Raw genomic sequence first — 16,377 nt, 5'->3', positions numbered from 1 at the left:
TCCTTGTCAGGTCGGACTCGGCATACCCGCGACGAATGCGTCGAAACGACGGTCAGTTCACGACGCGTGCCGGCCGCGCCGGCTGCGCGCATACGCCTGCGCACGCAGACCGCTCAACCACCCGGGTGCCAGGGTGACCTCGGGTGCGGTGTGCAGGACGGGGTCGAACGCCACGTCATGCGCCGGCGTGATGACGCCGCGCAGTGAGAGCCGGGCGAGCGGCGTGAACGGCGCCGTGCCACACGCCTGATCGATGTCGAATTCCAGCGGGCCGGTGCGCAGCCGGCGGCGCACCGCGTCGGTAGATACCCCGAAACCGTCGATGCGCGTGCACATTCGGGCCCGTAACCACCAGTTGTCGTTGTGGTACCTCAGCGGCATCAACGTGGTCATGGTGGATCCGGTCCAGCCCGTCACCGGACGTAGCCCGGCGATCCGGGTCAGCGGTCCCGAGCCGGCCGAGGCCAGCAGGATGTCCCACGGCGTCGGTGCGAACGGCTCCGGCGGCAGCCGCAAGGCGAGGCCGATGACGTCCGGAATCGGGCCCGGCGTGCCGATGCCCTTGGACAGCCTGGCCTTGACATTGTCGGAGTCGGTGACCGGCAGCCCATCGCCGGGTGCGGCGACCCGCTCGATGATGCCGTGCGCCAGCACCCCGACGGGGTGGAAAACCCGGGCGTGCCGTAGCGCGGATGCCGCCTGGAACGGTGCGGCGGCCAAGTCGGATGCAGTCACAGTCGGGCGGGTTCCCGCCGGGTGGCCACCACAAACACCCTCATCGCCGAGACGGGGAGGTGTGGCCGGTCACCAAGGCCGGAGCGCACGACGACCGCGTCGATTCACAGGGCACCGGGCGTACCGGCGGGGCGGCGGTCGGATCGACCTGTGCGAGGTGGGCCAGCATGATGCCTTCCCGCAGCGCCCACGGGCTCAGCTCGGCCTCCTCGATGCGCAGTCGGCGCATCGTTTCCAGGGCCACCACGGCCCCGCCGAGGATCTGCCGGGCGCGACTGTCGGAGACGCCGGGGATGTCGGCGCGGTCTCGGGCCGGAATGCCGGACAGCCGGTCCACGCAGCGTGCCAGGTCGGTGCTGGTCAGTACCCGCCGGGCGAAGGGCCCCTGGCGTTGTTTCGGTGCGCCGCACATCCTGGCGAGTTGTTTGAAGGTTTTCGACGTCACCACCACGCGGCGGGGCCGGCCTTCCCAGCTGACCCGGTCGGCGAAATTACCGATCTGCTGGCGAACATGCTTGCGCAGCGCCTTCACCCGATCACCGGTGGGAATGGTCGACGCGCCGAGGTACGTGCGGCTCACCCGTCCCGCGCCCAGTGGCAGCGAGATGACGATATCGGGGATGGCGTCGCGGCCGAGTGCCAATTCCATTGAGCCGCCGCCGATATCGATGTTGAGCAGGCGGCCGGCTTGCCAGCCCAGCCATGCCGGACCGCCAGGTAGGTCAACCGCCCTTCCTGTTCGCCGGTCAGCAACTGCAAGCGCAACCCCGTCTCGTGTTCGACGGCGTCCAGAATCTGATCCCGGTTGGCGGCGTCGCGAATGGCCGCGGTGGCAAACGGATAGAGCTGGGCGACGTTCATCTCCCGGGCGGTATCCAGAGTCCGGGAAACCGCGTTGACCACCCGCGCGGCCCCCGCGTTGTTGATGACACCGCTCGCGCCGATGTTCCCGCCCAGCTTCGTCGATGCCTTGAGCGCATAGATCGGCAGCGGCGGTGCGCCGGCCTCGACGTCGACGACATCGAGGTGCGCGGAGTTCGAACCCACGTCGAGGACACCGATTCTCATGTCCATCACCGCCCTGCATTGGTGTGCGCCAGGGAATACCACCGTGGCGCCGCGCTAAACGGCGGACCGGAAATTCGGTTGAAACGCTCGATGCGGGTCGGCTTTACTTGCAGCCGATGTTCCTTGCCGCCGAGTGGTGCTCGTTGCACGACGAACTCGCGCTGGCCGACGCCCTGTACGGACCGCGCGGACCGGCGATGGTGCAGCGTTGGTTCGCCCACCAGGTGGACCGCACCAGCGATATGGGCTTCGCGCGGGAGTTCGCCGACCACATCGATCTGCCCGGGGTGCGGACCGCAGACTATCTGCACCGTCGCATCCGTTGCCCCGCCGGGAAACTGCTCGGCGGAATTCGCTTCTACGGGCGCGATATCGGCCGGCCGTTCGTGGAGATCGTGGCGCACGACTTCGCGGACCTGAATGCCTTACGGGCCTGTGTGCGTCGCGAGTGGGCGATGTTCGCTCCGCCGTTTCTGCGCATCCGGGCGGCACCGGGACGGGTCGCGGGCGCCGGTGTGCTGCTCGACGAAAGTGTCTTCGCCGCCCGCTACCGCGATATCCGACCAGCGGGCACCGGCGTCTGGCTGCGACGCTTCGACCGGGTCGAGGATGCCGAACTCGTGGTGGCACGCCGGTATGAGCGCCTCGGCGTCGACGATCCTGCGCTGGCCCGCAACATCTCGCCCGCGAGTGCGGCCGAGCTTCGGGAATGGCATGCGCTGGGGCAACTGCGTGCCCTGCACACCGCCCACGGGATGGTCGGCCTACTGGCGGTGGCGCCCGGGCAGATCGATTGGATCACCGGGGATGTCATCAACGAAGAAGTGGTGTGCGCGGCGCACCGCGGTCACGGATTCGCCGCCGCCGGGCAGGCCGCCTGGGCGGCCGAACCCGGTCGTGACCCCGGTCAGTGGTTGATCGGCACCATCGACCGGTTGAATACCGCGTCGCGGAAGACGGCGGCGGCCGCCGGCCGGCGACGCGTGCTCGATGCGTTCTTCGTCAGCACGGATCTCCCGGCGGGGTGAAATACGGCACCCCTTCGACCGTGTAACACGGCACCTCGCCGGGGACGTAGGGGACATGCGCCGCCGCGATGGCCGCGCCGGTCGCGACATCACCCGCGATATCGGTGCAGCCGCCCGCGGCGAAGTGCCGGCCGTCGGCACCGGCGCACACGTCGGCACCGGCGGCGGGGGCGCTGATCAGGGGAAACAGTGCTGCGGCGGTGGCGAACCCCGTCGCAAGCAATACCGAGGTGGTACGTGCACTCATGACGATCTCCTTCTCGGGCATCCCCGCCTGCACGTGTGTTGGTAGTGACGATTGTGGGACGCGACGGCGTTCGCCGCTCGGTTTTGACGACAACGTCACGTCTCGGGTAATTGTGTCGTTCGTCGCCGCATCCGCAGCCGATGACGCACAGTGAACGAATGACACGGCGTATCTTCACGGCAGTCGTGGCCGCGGCGCTGCCGCTGGTCGGTGCCGGTGGCGCTCAGGCCACCCCGGCCGAGGGCGATGTCGTCCGCACCGATCTGGCCAAAGGCACCACGGACGTGCCGGTTTCGATCGTCACCACCGACGGGGTGGCGTCGGCGCTGCTGGTGCAGAGCCTGCTGATCAAGCCCGGCGCCAGCAGCGGCTGGCACACCCATCCTGGCACCGAATTCTCGGCCATCAAGGCCGGCAGCGTGGCGGTGCAGACCGGGCCGGGCTGCGATATCACCGAATATGTTGCCGGACAAGCGGTGTTCATCCCTGCCGGGATGCCACATCGGGTCGACAACGACAGCGCTCATGACGCCGAGGTGATTGTGACGTACACCGTGCCGGCCGACGCGCCGGTCCGCGGAGATGCGCCGGACGTCTGCGCACCCGCCTGACGACCGGCAACCGGGCGCTCAGACCCGGGTGCTCTCCGCGGCGGGGCGAGTCTTCCACGTCGGCAGGCTGCGGGCCGGGCGCTGCCGGATCACCTGCGGCCACCAGAACCACTTGCCCATCAGTGCCGCGATGGACGGTGTCATGAACGACCGGATCACCAGCGTGTCGAACAGCAGGCCCAAGCCGATCGTCGAACCGACCTGCGCCACCACGGTCATCTCGCTGGCCACCATCGACATCATGGTGAACGCGAACACCAACCCGGCCGCGGTGACCACCGAACCGCTGCCGCCCATCGCCCGGATGATCCCGGTCTTGATACCGCCGTGCAGTTCCTCTTTCATGCGCGCCACCAACAACAGGTTGTAGTCCGCGCCGACGGCCAGCAGCACGATCACCGTCATCGCCATCACCATGAAATGCAGTTCGATGCCGAGAATGTGCTGCCACAACAGGATTGACAACCCGAACGACGTGCCCAGCGACACCACGACCGTCCCGACGATCACCGCGGCCGCGATCAGGCTGCGGGTGATGATCAGCATGATGACGAAGATCAGCGTCAGCGCGGCGATACCGGCGATCATCAGGTCGTAGTTGTTGCCCTCCTGCATGTCCTTGAAGGCCGCGGCGATACCACCGACATAGATCCTGGAACCCTCCAGCGGGGTGCCCTTCACGGCTTCCTTGGCCGCCGCCTTGATGTCGTCGATGAGCTTGATGCCGTCCGCGGTCAGCGGGTCGCCATCGTGGGAGATGATGAACCGCACCGATTTCCCGTCGGGGGAGATGAAGTTCTTCATGCCCCGCTTGAAGTCGGCGTTGTTGAAGGTGTCCGGCGGCAGGTAGAACGTGTCGTCGTTCTTGGAGTTGTTGAAGGCGTCGCCCATCGCGGACTGGTTCGCCTGCATCTCGTTGGTCTGGTCCTGAATGCCCTTCTGCGTCTGGTACATCCGCAGCATCATGTCCCGGGAGGACTCCATGGTGGAGATTTGCGCCGGCAGGGTGGCCAGCATCTGCGGCATCAACTCGTCGAGCCGGTGCAGATCGGGCAGCAGGTTCTGGAACTGATCGGTGGTGGTGTCGATGCCGTCCAGCGCGTCGAACACCGAGCGCATGGAAAAACACACCGGGATGTCGTAGCAGTGCGGTTCCCAGTACAGATAGTTGCGGATCGGGCGCAGGAAGTCGTCGAAATCGGCGATGTGGTCCCGCAATTCGGCGATGTCGACGGCCATCTCGGAGCTCTTGCCGACCATGCTGTGCGTCGTCGCGCTCATCTGCGTCATCAGCTCGATCATCCGGTTCATCGTGCCGATGGTGGTGTCCATGTCGCCGGCCTGCTTGAGCATGGTGGCGAACATGTCTTCCATGTACTTCTCGTTCATCTGCTGAGCCGTCCCGCCCATGCTCATCTGAGCCGGGATGGTGCTGAACTTCAGCGGCTTCCCGTCCGGGCGGGTGATGGCCTGCACGCTGCCGATCCCGGGGACGCGGAAGACCGCCTTGGCGATCTTGTCGATCACCAGGAAGTCCGCCGAATTGCGCAGGTCGTGATCGGACTCGATGAGCAGCAGCTCCGGGTTCATCCGGGCCACCGAGAAGTGCCGTTCGGCCGCGGCGTAGCCCTCGTTGGCGGGCAGATCGGCGGGCAGGTAGTTGCGGTCGTTGTAGTTGGTGCGGTAGCCGGGCAGCGTGAGCAGACCGACCAGCGACAGCGCGACCGTCCCCAGCAGCACCGGGCCGGGCCAGCGCACGATCAGCGCCCCGATCTTGCGCCAGCCGCGAATACGCATGGCGCGGCGGGGTTCCAGCAGCCTGCGGAACCGGCTGGCCACGGTGATCACCGCGGGCCCGAGGGTCAGCGCCGCGAAGACGGCCACCATCATGCCGACCGCCATCGGGATACCCAGCGTCTGGAAGTACGGCAGTTTGGTGAAGTGCAGGCACAGCATGGCCCCGGCGATGGTCATGCCCGAGGCCAGCACCACATGCGCGGTGCCGTGGAACATCGTGTAGTAGGCCGTCTCCTTGTCCTCGCCGAGGGTCCGGGCTTCCTGATACCGGCCGATGAGGAAGATGGCGTAGTCGGTGGAGGCGGCGATCGCCAGCGTGACCAGCAGCTGGGTCGCGAAGGTCGAGAGGCCGATCAGGTCGTGGTAGCCGAGGAAAGCCACCACGCCCCGGGCCGCCGACAGCTCCAGCACGACCATGAGCAGCACGATGAGCACCGTGGCGATGGAGCGGTACACCAACAGCAGCATGGTGATGATCACGACGAAGGTGACCATCTCGATCATCCGGACGCTGCGGTCACCGGCGATCTGTTGATCGGCGGCCAGCGCCGAGGGCCCGGTGACGAACACCTTGACCCCGGGTGGCGGCGGCACCGCCTCGACCAGCTTCTTGGCCGCTTCCACCGATTCGTTGGCCAGCGCCTCGCCCATGTTGCCGGCGAGATAGACCTGCACGTAGGCCGCTTTACCGTCGGGGCTTTGCGCCCCGGCTTCGGTGAGCGGGTCGCCCCAGAAGTCCTGCACGTGTTCGACGTGCTTGGTGTCGGCCTCCAGCCGATCGACCATGGCGTTGTAGAAGTGGTGCGCCTCGGGTCCGAGCTTGTTCTGGCCCTCCAGCACGATCATCACCGAACTGTCGGATTTGAACTCGTCGAAGACCTGACCCACGCGCTTCATCGCGATCACCGACGGTGCGGTCTGCGCGCTCATCGACACCGAGCGCATCTGCCCGACCACCTCCAGCGGCGGCACCGTCACGCTGAGCACGGCGACCAGCGCGATCCAGCCGATGATGACCGGGATGGCGAAGGTCCGGATCCATTTCGGGATACCGGTGCGCTTGTGCTGGGGCGGGGACGTGTCCGTCACCGGGGTTGGGGCGGGCACGTGCTGGCACTCTCCTGATTGCGTAGAGGTCGCCTCTTTCGTACCAGATGACGTGAGGCGATGGTGCGCTACGACCGAGGTGCCGGGTGGTCGTCGCTTACGCCGGCCGATCGCCGAAGAGTTCGTTGACCCGTTTTCCCCACTCCGGGTACTTCGCGGCCTTGGCGGCCGCCATCTGGTTGACCTGGTCGGCGACGGGCTCGGTGGCGAAGCGCAGCGCCGAAGCGCCGGCCAGGTTCGGCAGGATGAGCTCGTCCCCGCGGAGGTGGATCGGATCGTGCAGGTAACGCTCCAGTGCGCCGGTGTCGGCCAGCCCGACGACGTAGCCGATGGTGCGCCCCGTCGGATCCGCGAAATCCTCGCCCACCGAGGAGAAGGAGACCGACTCCACTGAGGCGGTCCGGCGCAGGGCCGCCAGCACCTCGGCCCGGACCTCGTCGGTGATGTCCTCGCGCAGGGTCAGCCGCAGGACGTTGACGATCATGCGAACGCATCCCGGTTCGCGGCCAGCAGTTCGGTGGTGCGGGCCTGGGTGGCGGCGTCACCGAACGGGAAGGCGGTGAACTCGGTGACGCCGATGTCGGCGAACCGGCGCAGGTGTGCCAGCACCTGTTCCTCGGTGCCCACGATGCTGATGTCGGCGGCACTCTGCGCACCGTCGAGGTCCAGGACGGCCCGGTAGGCCGGTGCCTCACCGGCCATCGCGAAGGTCTGCGCCAGCTGCTCCCGCGTGCCGTCGACATCGGAGGTCACGCTCACCGGTAGTCCCGCGATCACCTGGGGGGCCGGCCGGCCGGCCGCTCGGGCCGCCTGGGTGATGGTCGGAATGATGTGTTCGGCAAGGCCTTTGGGGCCGGTCCAGGTGGTCACCGTGCCGTCGGTGAGTTCGCCTGCCAGGCGCAGCATCCGGGGCCCGAGCGCGGCCGCGATGATCGGGGGAGCGCCGGTCTTGACCGGCGTGAGCTGTCCGACCGCGGTGATCCGCGTGCCGTGATGGTCCACCGCCTCACCGGCCAGCGCCGGGATCAACACCTGCAGGTATTCGCGCAGATAGGCGGCGGGGGCGGAGAAGTCGTAGCCGAAGATGTCGCTGATCACCCAGCGGTGACTGACGCCGATACCGAGGATGAGCCGGCCGCCGGTCGCTGCCGCGGTGGTCAGCGCCTGGCGGGCGAGGACGAAGGGATGTTGGGTCTGGGCCACCACCACGCCGGTGGCCAGTTCGATGCCGGGGGTGCGGGCGCCGGCGACGGCCAGCGCGGTCAACGCGTCCCAGGCTGCCAGTCCGGGCACCGGGGGCAGCTGCGGCAGCCAGAACCGGCCGAATCCCGCGCGCGCCGCGGCATCCACGGATTCCAGGAGGTTGTCGAACCCGGCCGGGTCGGCCGGATCGGGAACGGTCATGACGGTGGTCTGCACGGCGCCGCCTCGGGGTAGAATTCGGAGACTGTCTCCGATCAATATATGGAGGGATTCTCCGGTTGTCTACGGGAACGTCACGACCGTTGCGCGCCGACGCCGCGCGCAACCGCCGGCTGCTGCTCGACGCGGCCCGAGCGGCATTCGAGCAGCAGGGCGTCACCGCCTCCCTCGATGACGTCGCCCGCGCTGCCGGCGTCGGCCCGGGCACGCTGTACCGGCATTTCCCGACCCGAGACCATCTGGTGCTCGCGGTCATCGACGAGGGGTTGAGTTCGATTGCCGCACTCGGACGGTCGCTGCTCGACGACGCCGACCCGGTGGGCGCACTCACCCGCTGGTTGACCGCCTTCATCGAACAGGGCAGCACCTTCCGGGGCCTGGCCGCCACCTTGGTGGCTCCCGCCGACTCCGGCGAGGAGAGCGCCAGCGTCTGCCTGCAGAGCAGGCTCAGTGGCCATGCGCTGGTCCGGCGTGCGATCGACGCCGGGCTGCTGCGCGACGACATCGACGCCGGTGACGTGATCGACATGGCCGGGGCCATTGCCTGGGTCGGCGAACAACCCGAACGTGATGCGGCGCAACGGGACCGGCTGCTGCGCATCCTCGTCGACGGGCTGCGGCGCCCTCGTCAACCCGCCCAGACGTCCTCGACGTAGCGGTCCGATTCGACCAGGCCGATCAGCCAGTCGCGGGCCTGATCCTCGTCGGCCCCGGTCCGGGCGCAATAGATGTCGAGGAACGCCTGCCGCACCGACGGGGCCATCCTGGCACCGTCACCGCAGACGTACACGTGGGTGTCCTTGGCCGGGTCGCCGAGCAGCGCCCACACGTCGTCGGCGTCCGCGGTGATCCGGTCCTGCACGTAGCGGACCCCGTTCTGCGGCGCCCTGGAGAAGGCCGGCCGCATCCGGACGATCCCCAGATCCTCGGCGAGGTCGAACTGGTCACGGAAGATGTAGTCGACATCGGGGTCGCGAACACCGAAGAAACACAACGCCGGTGCGTACGGGGCGCCGGCCTGCCGAGCCGCGAGCCGGTCACCGAGAAAGCCGCGGAACGGTGCGACACCGGTGCCCGCGCTCACCAGGATGACGTTCTTCGCCGGATCGGCACCGGCCCGGAACGCCTGCCGGGCCTGGTCGACCCTGGCGCGGATCTGCGCTCCCGGGCCCAGCGCGGCCAGATGGTTCGACGCCACGCCCTTGAACAGCCCGCGCCCGGACCGGGCCGGCGCGTCGAGCACACTGACCACCAGGGCGACGACCTTCGGGGACAGCAGCGAGGACGAGGCGATGGAGTAGTGCCGCGGCGTCATCGGCTCCAGCAGCTCCAGCAGATCCGCTCCGGTGACGGCGCACGCCGGGAATTCCAGCAGGCATTCGATGGGGCTGAGCGCACACGGCTCGGCCGACTCGGCCAACGCTTCCAGGCGTTGCCGCTCGGGGGCGCACGGGTTCACCGCGGCAAGCTTGCGCAGCTGGCTGCGGGTGGCGGGCTTGCGCAGTTCGACGAAATGGGTCAGTAGCTCCCGCACGCTGACCTCGCGGTCGAGCGCGATGAGCCGTCGTGACGTGCGGCGAGGGTTGATCGACAGCCGCAGGGCGGGATCGATGCCGAGTTGTTCGAGCACCATGTCGACCAGCTCGGGCGGATTGTCGGCCAGGACGGTCAGGTGGTCTCCGGTGTGGTACTCGACGTCGTCGGGCAGGGCGATGCGGACGAAGTGTTTCGCCTGCCCCAGCGCATTCTGATCGCTGACCAGTTCGGTGTTCTCCAGCACCGTCATCGGTGCCACGGCGAACCGGCCGTCGATGGCGGCGGTGACGGGGCCGACGATGAGGTGCAGATCGTAGAGCGGCTCCTCGGTATCGGTCACCGCGACCGCGTCCGGGTCACCGAACCGCTGGGACAACGCCGACCACAGTGCCGCAGAGAACTCTTCCAGCGTTCCGGTCAGGTCGCCGGAGGTGTCGGCCGCGGCGAGTGGAACCAGCCGGGTGGCGCCCAATGCGGCCAGGCGTTCGTCGATCCGCTTCGGCACCGCTTGATAGGTGTCCGCCCAATTGTGGTCACCGACGCCGAGCACCGCGAACAACGGGCTCCCGCCCAGGGTGGCATCCGGATCGGTGAGCCAGGACAGGAATTCGCGCGCGTCATCGGTGGGCTGCCCGTTGTAGGACGACGCCACGATCACCACCGCATCGGCCTTCGGCAGACCGCCGGTGGCGTCGTCGAGCGGGCCGACGGTTGCCGCGCAGCCGATATCGCCGGCCTCCTCGGCCAGCTGCTTGGCCAGGGCCCGGCAGGTGCCCAGATTCGAGCCGTGCAGGACGGCCAAGGTGGTGCCGGCCTTCAGGGCGCGCACCGGGGCGGCCGGTGTCTGGTTGGCGCTGACCGGATTCGGTGTGGTGATCTGACGGTCGGCGGGGGTGCGGCGCAGGAGATCCAGGCGGAAGCCGGCCGGGCGGCGGCTCAGCGGTCCGTCCCAGCGCAATACGTAATGCTCGGTGTCGAGAAGCCGGTAGCGGTGCACGATCCGGGCGATGGCCATCGTCGCCTCGTGCAGCGCGAACTGCCGGCCGATACACGACCGCGCGCCGGTGCCGAATGGCTTGAACAACGCCGTCGAGCGTGCGGCCGCGGTGTCCGTCTCGAACCGGTCCGGATCGAACATCTCGACGTTGTCACCCCACGCCGGATGCCGGTGCAGAGCCCCGGTCAACACCGTGACCGCCTCGCCCCGCTTGACCGGGTAAGTACCACCGATGACGGTGTCCGCCAACGCCATCCGGTCGAAGCTGAGAACCGGCGGGGACAACCGCAACGTCTCGTTGATGACCTGCCGCAGGAAGCTGAACTTACCGATGTCGTCGTAGCCGGGCAGGTGGTCGTCGTCCGCGCCGAAGACGCTGTCGGCCTCGGCGCGTACCCGGGCCAGCACCGCGGGGTGGTGCACCAGGTTGTAGAGGGTGTTGGGCATCAGCTCGGATGTGGTCAGCTGACCGGCGATCAGGAACGTCATGATCTGGTTGCGGATGTTCGGCTCGTCCAGCCCCGGATCGCCGAGCATCAGATACAGCAGGTCGTCGGCACCGTCGCCGCGGCCCGCGCGATGCCCGGCGATCAGCTCGTCGAAGTACGCCATCAGCGTGGCCCGCTCGGCCTCGAATCGCGGTGTCGTAGCGCCCTTTCCGAGTTCGCCGAGGGCATCGGTGAAACTCTGCGGGATGGGTGCCAGGCCCTCGTGGTCGTACGACTCGAACCGGGCCCCGAAGCCGGCCAGCGCGACGGTGTCCATGGCCAGCTTCTGCAGATCACCCGAGACGTCCACGGGTTGACGGCCGGCTCGGGCATCCCAGCGCTCGATCATCCGGGAGTTGATATCGAGCATCGCCGAGTGGTAGTTGCGCAGTCCGGCATAGCTGAAGCCCGGCAGGAGAACATCGTGTGCCTTCTGCCAATTCGGCTCGCCATGGAACGCGGTGAACAATCCGTCACCGGCCAACGGCCGCACTCTGGCCAGCGACGGGGTCAGATTCTTGGCGAACCGCGCCTCGTCGCACAGCTCCTCGACCAACTCCGGCGAGCACACGTAGAGCTTGCGGAAACCGCTGTAGTCGGCGTAGAAAATCGGCCCGTGCAGTTCGCCGAGGATGTCCACCGGCAATGCGTAGGGCCGTCCGGCAAGGTCGGCCGGGCCGGGCAGCGCCCCGTCGGCGGACGGCACGTCCGCCAGCTCGGGGGCCAGGGACGGTGCGAAGTCGGGCATGCCGGGCAGCATAGGCGCGAAAAGCCATCGGCGGAGCGGATCTTCGACGCCGGCGGGCCCCCTGCTGGCGCTACTATCGTCGGCATGACGGCGTCGTTGCGTGCGCACAGAATCGCCGGCAAAGCATGAGCGTCGGAGCGCCCGCGGTAGTGCAGCTCTTCACGCACTCGTGGACGCAATTACGTGCTGCCGTCAGCGAACTCGGTCCGGAGGACTTCGAGCGACGATCCGGCTGCACCGGCTGGCTGGTCCGTGACCTGGTGTGCCACCTGATCATCGACGCCCAAGACGTCCTGATCACCCTGGCCACGCCGACCGATCAGGCACCGACCCGGGATGCGGTAACGTACTGGACCGCCGCCGAGACGCCACCGGACGGCGACGATCCGCTCGACGCGCTGACCGTCCGGCTTGCTGCGGCCTACCAGGACCACCGGCTGCTGACCTTTCACCTCGACGACGTGGGGGCCGCCGCGGGGCGGGCCGCCGGGCTCGCCGATCCCGCCGGCCGGGTGCAGACCCGCGGAGAGGTGCTCACCGTTGCGGACTATCTGTCCGCCTACGTCTTCGAGTGGACGGTGCATCACCTGGATCTGGGGGCGCGGCTGGATACGGTGAGCGGCCCGTCGCCGGCGGCGCTGCGGCACTCGCGGCGCATCTTCGAGGAGCTGACCGGCACCGTGCTGCCCTCGGCGCTCGGTGACGCCTCAGCCCTGTTGGTCGGCACCGGCCGGCGCGCCCCGACGGCGGAGGAGGCCGCGCGGCTCGGCGCCCTGACCGGGCGGTTACCGCGCTCGATCGGGTGATCCCGGCGGCAGGGATGAATTCGGTGCGCCGCCGGGGTCTATACACCCGTGTTGGCCACCACGTTGGGCGTCACCGGGCGGCGGACCTGCGCGACGTTGGCGCTGGGTTCGGCGGTGGTGCACGGTTTGTCGGTAGGCGCTGCGCCGAGCGTCCTGACGGTGCTGATGATCGGCGGCTGCGCGTCCTGCGCCTGGGAGCTGTGGCGGCACGACACGATCCGGATCTGGCTGACCGTCGCCCTGATGAACCTGGCAATGATCGCCGTGCACCTCCCGATGGGTCACCATCATGGTGGCGGCGTCGGCACGCCGTCACCGGCCCCGATGGGCTGGGCCACGGCACTGGCCATGGCGGAGGTCGCCGCGGCGACGGTGGGCCTGTACCTCAAGACCCGGTCGTCAGACCCCGATCAGCGTGTCGATCCAGCCGCGGGCGAAGTACAGCAGGAAGCCGGCAGCCACGATCCACAACAGCGGGCTGATTTCGCGGCCCTTACCGGCCGCGGTCCGCACCACCGCCCACGAGATGAATCCGACGCCGATGCCGTTGGCGATCGAATAGCTCAGCGGCATGACCGCGACGGTGAGCACCACCGGCAGCGCGATCGAGAAATCGGCCAGGTCGATCTCGCGCAGGTGCGAGGCCATCATGGCGCCGACGATCACCAGTGCGGCGGCCGCGACCTCTGACGGCACGATGGCCGCCAGCGGCGTGAGAAACATTGCGGCGAGGAACAACCCGCCGGTGACCAGGCTGGCCAGCCCCGTGCGGGCGCCTTCCCCGATGCCGGTGCCGGATTCGATGAAGACGGTGTTGGACGAGGCCGAGACCGCGCCGCCGACCACCGCGCCGGCGCCCTCGACGACCAACGCGGACTGCAGCCGCGGGAAGTTGCCTTGGGCATCGGCGACCCCGGCCTGCCGGGACAGCCCGGTGAAGGTGCCCATCGCGTCGAAGAAGTTGGTGAACACCAGCGTGAACACCAGCATGACGGCGGCCAGGATGCCGATCCGGCCGAAACTGTCCAGGCTGAACGCGCCGACCAGGGACAGATCCGGAAGCGAGAACGGTGCCCCCTGCAGGGTGGGCACGGACAGCCCCCAGCCGCCGGCCTTCTCCTGGGCCGACCCCAGATGCCAGATGGCCTCGATGACGACGGCGACCACCGTGCCGATGATCAGTCCGATGAGAATGCCGCCGCGCACCTTGCGGGCCACCAGGATGCCGGTGACCAGCAGCGTGAAGGCGAACACCACGGTCGGGATGCTGGTGATGGAGCCGGCACCATGCCCGCCCAGCCCCACCGGCGGCGACGGCCCGCCGGTGGACGCCACGAACCCGGCGTCGACCAGGCCGATGAACAGGATGAACAAGCCGATCCCGGCGGTGATCGCCAGTTTCAAGGGCATCGGCACGGCGTCGAAGATCAGCCTGCGCAGCCCGGTGACCGCGAGTAGCACGATGATCAGGCCGTTGATCACCACCAGGCCCATCGCCTCGGGCCAGGTGAGCGAACCCACCACCGACGACGCCAGGAACGAGTTGATGCCCAGGCCGGCCGCGAATGCGAACGGCAACCGGGCGATCACCCCGAACAGGATGGTCATCACCCCGGCGGCCAGCGACGTCACCGCCGACACCTGGGTGAAGCCCAGTTTGGTGCCGGTGACGTCGGCGCCGCCGGACAGGATGATCGGGTTCAGCACGATGATGTAGGCCATCGCGATGAAGGTGACGACGCCACCACGCAGTTCGGCGGCGACGCTCGAGCCACGGGCACTGATATCGAAGAAGCGGTCCAGCCGGTTCACGGTACGACCTTAAAGGCACCCGGCCCGCGCCGCGGGCAGGCGGGCACCTGTAACGCATCCGGCGCTCAGGCCTCTGTAACGCCTCCGGCGTTGTGGCCCCTGTAACGCCTCCGGCGTTGTGGCGATGAACCATGCGAGACAGCTGCTGGCCCGGGGCCAGTGTCGGGGGAGATGGCTGCAACTTGGCAGCAGTGGCTGGATGCCACGCTCCTTGGACCTTCAAAGGAGTGGATGCACGGTGCGTGCAACGCGTGAACTGTTCCCCCGGCGAAACGTTGTCGCCGGTGTGGCGTCGAGCCTGGTCATCTCGTTGACCGCGCTGATCTCGGGGCTGGCGCCCGCAGCGGCGTCACCCAACACCAAAGCCGATCCGGCGGCCCCGACGACGACCGTGGTCGAGGCGCCGGAAGCGGCGGCCCCGCAGCAGCAGGCCCCGAAATCCGAGGAGGGCGGCCGCGAGGCGCAATTGCCCACGGCCGCACCGCAACCGGAACCCAAGGCGGCGCCGCTCCCCGAAGTGGTGACTCCGACCCAGGCCCCGGCGGTGCAACCCAAGCCCGCCGCGACACCGACGGCCACGCCGACCGTCGAAGTGCAAACTCCGCCGGCGCCGCAGACCACCGCCACGCCGACCACCAAGGCACCACAGGCCGCGACGACCACCCCGGCGCCGCCGACCACCCACACGCCAACCACCGACACGACGACCACCACCAAGGTCGCCGAACCGACGACGGCCGCGCCGACGTCGACGCCGAAGGCCACCCCGACCGAAACACCGGCCGATCCCAGCCCGCAACCCCGCAGCAGCACCGGGGACCGGCCGGTCGATCGGGTGCCCGAGACACCGGCGGTGGACCCGAGCGTTCCCTCCAGTTCGGTCAGCGCGTCCCCCGCCGAGGCGCCGGCCACCCCGAGCACGCCGGCGGCCCCGAGCACCGCGACCGCGGAGGCGGCGGCCACCCCCACCGTAACCGGTGTGCCGTCCGAGACCGAGACCTCGTCGACGGCCACGAAGGCGGCCCGGCCCATCGAGACCGTGCGGCCGCAGACACTCGAGGCGCCCGAGGCGGATGTCGAACTGGCCCGCAACGCCAAGCCGATCGAGCAGAAGCCCGAGCCGGCGCCGCAGCAGGACATCGCCGCACTCGCGGTGTCGCTCAACGTGACTCATCGTGATGACGACCGGGACCGGGACTGGGACCGGCCTGACTGGAACCGGCCGGACTTCGGGCGCGAGCGCAGCGACGGCCTGGACTGGGACCGCAAGGTGCGGCAGTGGCGGCCGGAGTGGGTGCAGTACGACGAGTACTACCGCCCGATCATCTTCAACCCCTACCGGGACCCCGTCCGCGTCGTGTACGTGTACCAGAATTCGCCGCGGATCGTGACCATCAACCCGCTGCAGCGCGTGGTGCTGTATGCCGCGGAGCTGGCCGCCTACAGCTTCACCGCGGTGGTGGTCAACGCGCTGAACACGGCCGTCAACGTCGCTGTCGGCAGCTTCTTCGGCGGTGGATTCATCCCCGCGGTCGGGGTGCCGCTGCCGCCGCCCCCGCCGCCGGTGTGGCGCTATGACAACGTGCCCGTCCAGGTGCGGTATTCGCGGGCGGTGTACGAACCGTTCCGCGTGCAGCGCATCGTCGACGTCGGCGACGACACCCGCTACGGCGAGCGCAAGGTCCTGCTCGACGGCGTCACCCCGGCCTGGGGTGTCTGGACGCAAACCGCCGCGGGCGAAAGGCAATTCGAGGTACACCGCACCCAGCAGTTCCCCGGCCTCGACGAACCGCGCGAGGCGCCGCTGCCCGGCGACTACCGGATGCAGCTCGTGTCCGGCAACACCACCGAGGCGTCGAATGGCTTGGACCGCAACCAGGTCTACCTGATCGCGGCGGCGGTGGCCTGCTCGGTGCTCAGCCTCGGCGCGGTGGGCCTGGTGGTGCTGATGGGCCGCCGGCGCGGGATGTAGGAA

At 68.7% G+C, this 16,377-nt stretch carries 13 protein-coding genes and 1 pseudogene; 5 read left to right on the top strand and 9 right to left on the bottom strand.

Annotated elements, in window-relative coordinates:
- Positions 1-57 precede the first annotated feature (57 nt).
- Positions 58-735, bottom strand: coding sequence for a hypothetical protein (locus BN977_RS02005; protein WP_036396055.1), 678 nt, complete (start codon positions 733-735; stop codon positions 58-60).
- 40 nt (positions 736-775) lie between these two features.
- Positions 776-1,803, bottom strand: a pseudogene (locus tag BN977_RS02000) (Ppx/GppA phosphatase family protein).
- 116 nt (positions 1,804-1,919) lie between these two features.
- On the opposite strand from BN977_RS02000, the gene BN977_RS01995 reads away from it, so the two are divergent.
- Positions 1,920-2,831 carry a hypothetical protein gene (locus BN977_RS01995; protein ID WP_036396054.1) on the top strand — a complete coding sequence of 304 codons (912 nt, stop codon included), beginning with the start codon at positions 1,920-1,922 and terminating at the stop codon, positions 2,829-2,831.
- Here the strand turns inward: BN977_RS01995 and BN977_RS01990 are convergent.
- Complete coding sequence (locus BN977_RS01990) at positions 2,806-3,078, bottom strand: hypothetical protein (protein WP_024455795.1); 273 nt, start codon at positions 3,076-3,078, stop codon at positions 2,806-2,808. The genes BN977_RS01995 and BN977_RS01990 overlap by 26 nt on opposite strands.
- Positions 3,079-3,236: 158 nt before the next feature.
- Between BN977_RS01990 and BN977_RS01985 the strand changes: the two genes are divergently transcribed.
- Positions 3,237-3,689 (top strand): cupin domain-containing protein, encoded by a 453-nt coding sequence (locus BN977_RS01985; RefSeq protein ID WP_024455794.1) that lies wholly within the window; start codon positions 3,237-3,239, stop codon positions 3,687-3,689.
- A gap of 18 nt (positions 3,690-3,707) precedes the next feature.
- Here the strand turns inward: BN977_RS01985 and BN977_RS01980 are convergent, their stop codons facing one another.
- The 3 genes from BN977_RS01980 to BN977_RS01970 form a co-directional block, all read right to left on the bottom strand.
- A complete protein-coding gene (locus BN977_RS01980; protein WP_051560960.1) occupies positions 3,708-6,593 on the bottom strand; it encodes an MMPL/RND family transporter in 2,886 nt (961 codons plus the stop codon).
- A 97-nt stretch (positions 6,594-6,690) separates the two neighbouring features.
- Positions 6,691-7,077 carry a Dabb family protein gene (locus BN977_RS01975; protein WP_036396049.1) on the bottom strand — a complete coding sequence of 129 codons (387 nt, stop codon included), beginning with the start codon at positions 7,075-7,077 and terminating at the stop codon, positions 6,691-6,693.
- The gene (locus BN977_RS01970) at positions 7,074-8,012 is read right to left on the bottom strand and encodes a TIGR03564 family F420-dependent LLM class oxidoreductase (protein ID WP_206666833.1); all 939 of its coding nucleotides are present in this window, start codon (positions 8,010-8,012) and stop codon (positions 7,074-7,076) included. The genes BN977_RS01975 and BN977_RS01970 overlap by 4 nt, the downstream gene beginning before the upstream one ends.
- 62 nt (positions 8,013-8,074) lie before the next feature.
- Between BN977_RS01970 and BN977_RS01965 the strand changes: the two genes are divergently transcribed.
- Positions 8,075-8,671, top strand: coding sequence for a TetR/AcrR family transcriptional regulator (locus tag BN977_RS01965; protein WP_165576278.1), 597 nt, complete (start codon positions 8,075-8,077; stop codon positions 8,669-8,671).
- Here BN977_RS01965 and BN977_RS01960 read toward each other — a convergent pair.
- Positions 8,644-11,784 (bottom strand): bifunctional cytochrome P450/NADPH--P450 reductase, encoded by a 3,141-nt coding sequence (locus tag BN977_RS01960; protein WP_036398239.1) that lies wholly within the window; start codon positions 11,782-11,784, stop codon positions 8,644-8,646. The genes BN977_RS01965 and BN977_RS01960 overlap by 28 nt on opposite strands.
- A 149-nt stretch (positions 11,785-11,933) precedes the next feature.
- Here BN977_RS01960 and BN977_RS01955 point away from each other — a divergent pair, with 149 nt between their 5' ends.
- Entirely contained in the window at positions 11,934-12,590 is a 657-nt protein-coding gene (locus BN977_RS01955; protein ID WP_036396046.1) for a maleylpyruvate isomerase N-terminal domain-containing protein, read from the top strand.
- A gap of 38 nt (positions 12,591-12,628) precedes the next feature.
- Here BN977_RS01955 and BN977_RS33550 read toward each other — a convergent pair whose 3' ends face one another.
- Together BN977_RS33550 and BN977_RS01950 are read right to left on the bottom strand one after the other, a co-directional pair.
- Positions 12,629-12,805: a hypothetical protein gene (locus BN977_RS33550; protein WP_191262606.1), complete on the bottom strand. Its 177-nt coding sequence runs from the start codon at positions 12,803-12,805 to the stop codon at positions 12,629-12,631.
- A 184-nt stretch (positions 12,806-12,989) separates the two neighbouring features.
- Entirely contained in the window at positions 12,990-14,402 is a 1,413-nt protein-coding gene (locus BN977_RS01950) for an NCS2 family permease (protein WP_036396045.1), read from the bottom strand.
- A 238-nt stretch (positions 14,403-14,640) separates the two neighbouring features.
- On the opposite strand from BN977_RS01950, the gene BN977_RS32605 reads away from it, so the two are divergent.
- Positions 14,641-16,374 carry a hypothetical protein gene (locus BN977_RS32605; RefSeq protein WP_051560959.1) on the top strand — a complete coding sequence of 578 codons (1,734 nt, stop codon included), beginning with the start codon at positions 14,641-14,643 and terminating at the stop codon, positions 16,372-16,374.
- Positions 16,375-16,377 lie beyond the last annotated feature (3 nt).

It is taken from the genome of Mycolicibacterium cosmeticum (genome assembly GCF_000613185.1).
Lineage (GTDB): Bacteria > Actinomycetota > Actinomycetes > Mycobacteriales > Mycobacteriaceae > Mycobacterium > Mycobacterium cosmeticum.
The sequence above is the reverse complement of the archived record's forward strand: the minus strand, read 5'-3'. Positions and strand labels throughout refer to the sequence as shown.

What these genes read in the sequence shown, in the direction of transcription:
- BN977_RS01960 (WP_036398239.1), bottom strand. Translation starts at nt 11,784, where the DNA reads ATGCCCGACTTCGCACCGTCCCTGGCCCCCGAGCTGGCGGACGTGCCG.
- BN977_RS01990 (WP_024455795.1), bottom strand. Translation starts at nt 3,078, where the DNA reads ATGAGTGCACGTACCACCTCGGTATTGCTTGCGACGGGGTTCGCCACC.
- BN977_RS01975 (WP_036396049.1), bottom strand. Translation starts at nt 7,077, where the DNA reads ATGATCGTCAACGTCCTGCGGCTGACCCTGCGCGAGGACATCACCGAC.
- BN977_RS01985 (WP_024455794.1), top strand. Translation starts at nt 3,237, where the DNA reads ATGACACGGCGTATCTTCACGGCAGTCGTGGCCGCGGCGCTGCCGCTG.
- BN977_RS01995 (WP_036396054.1), top strand. Translation starts at nt 1,920, where the DNA reads ATGTTCCTTGCCGCCGAGTGGTGCTCGTTGCACGACGAACTCGCGCTG.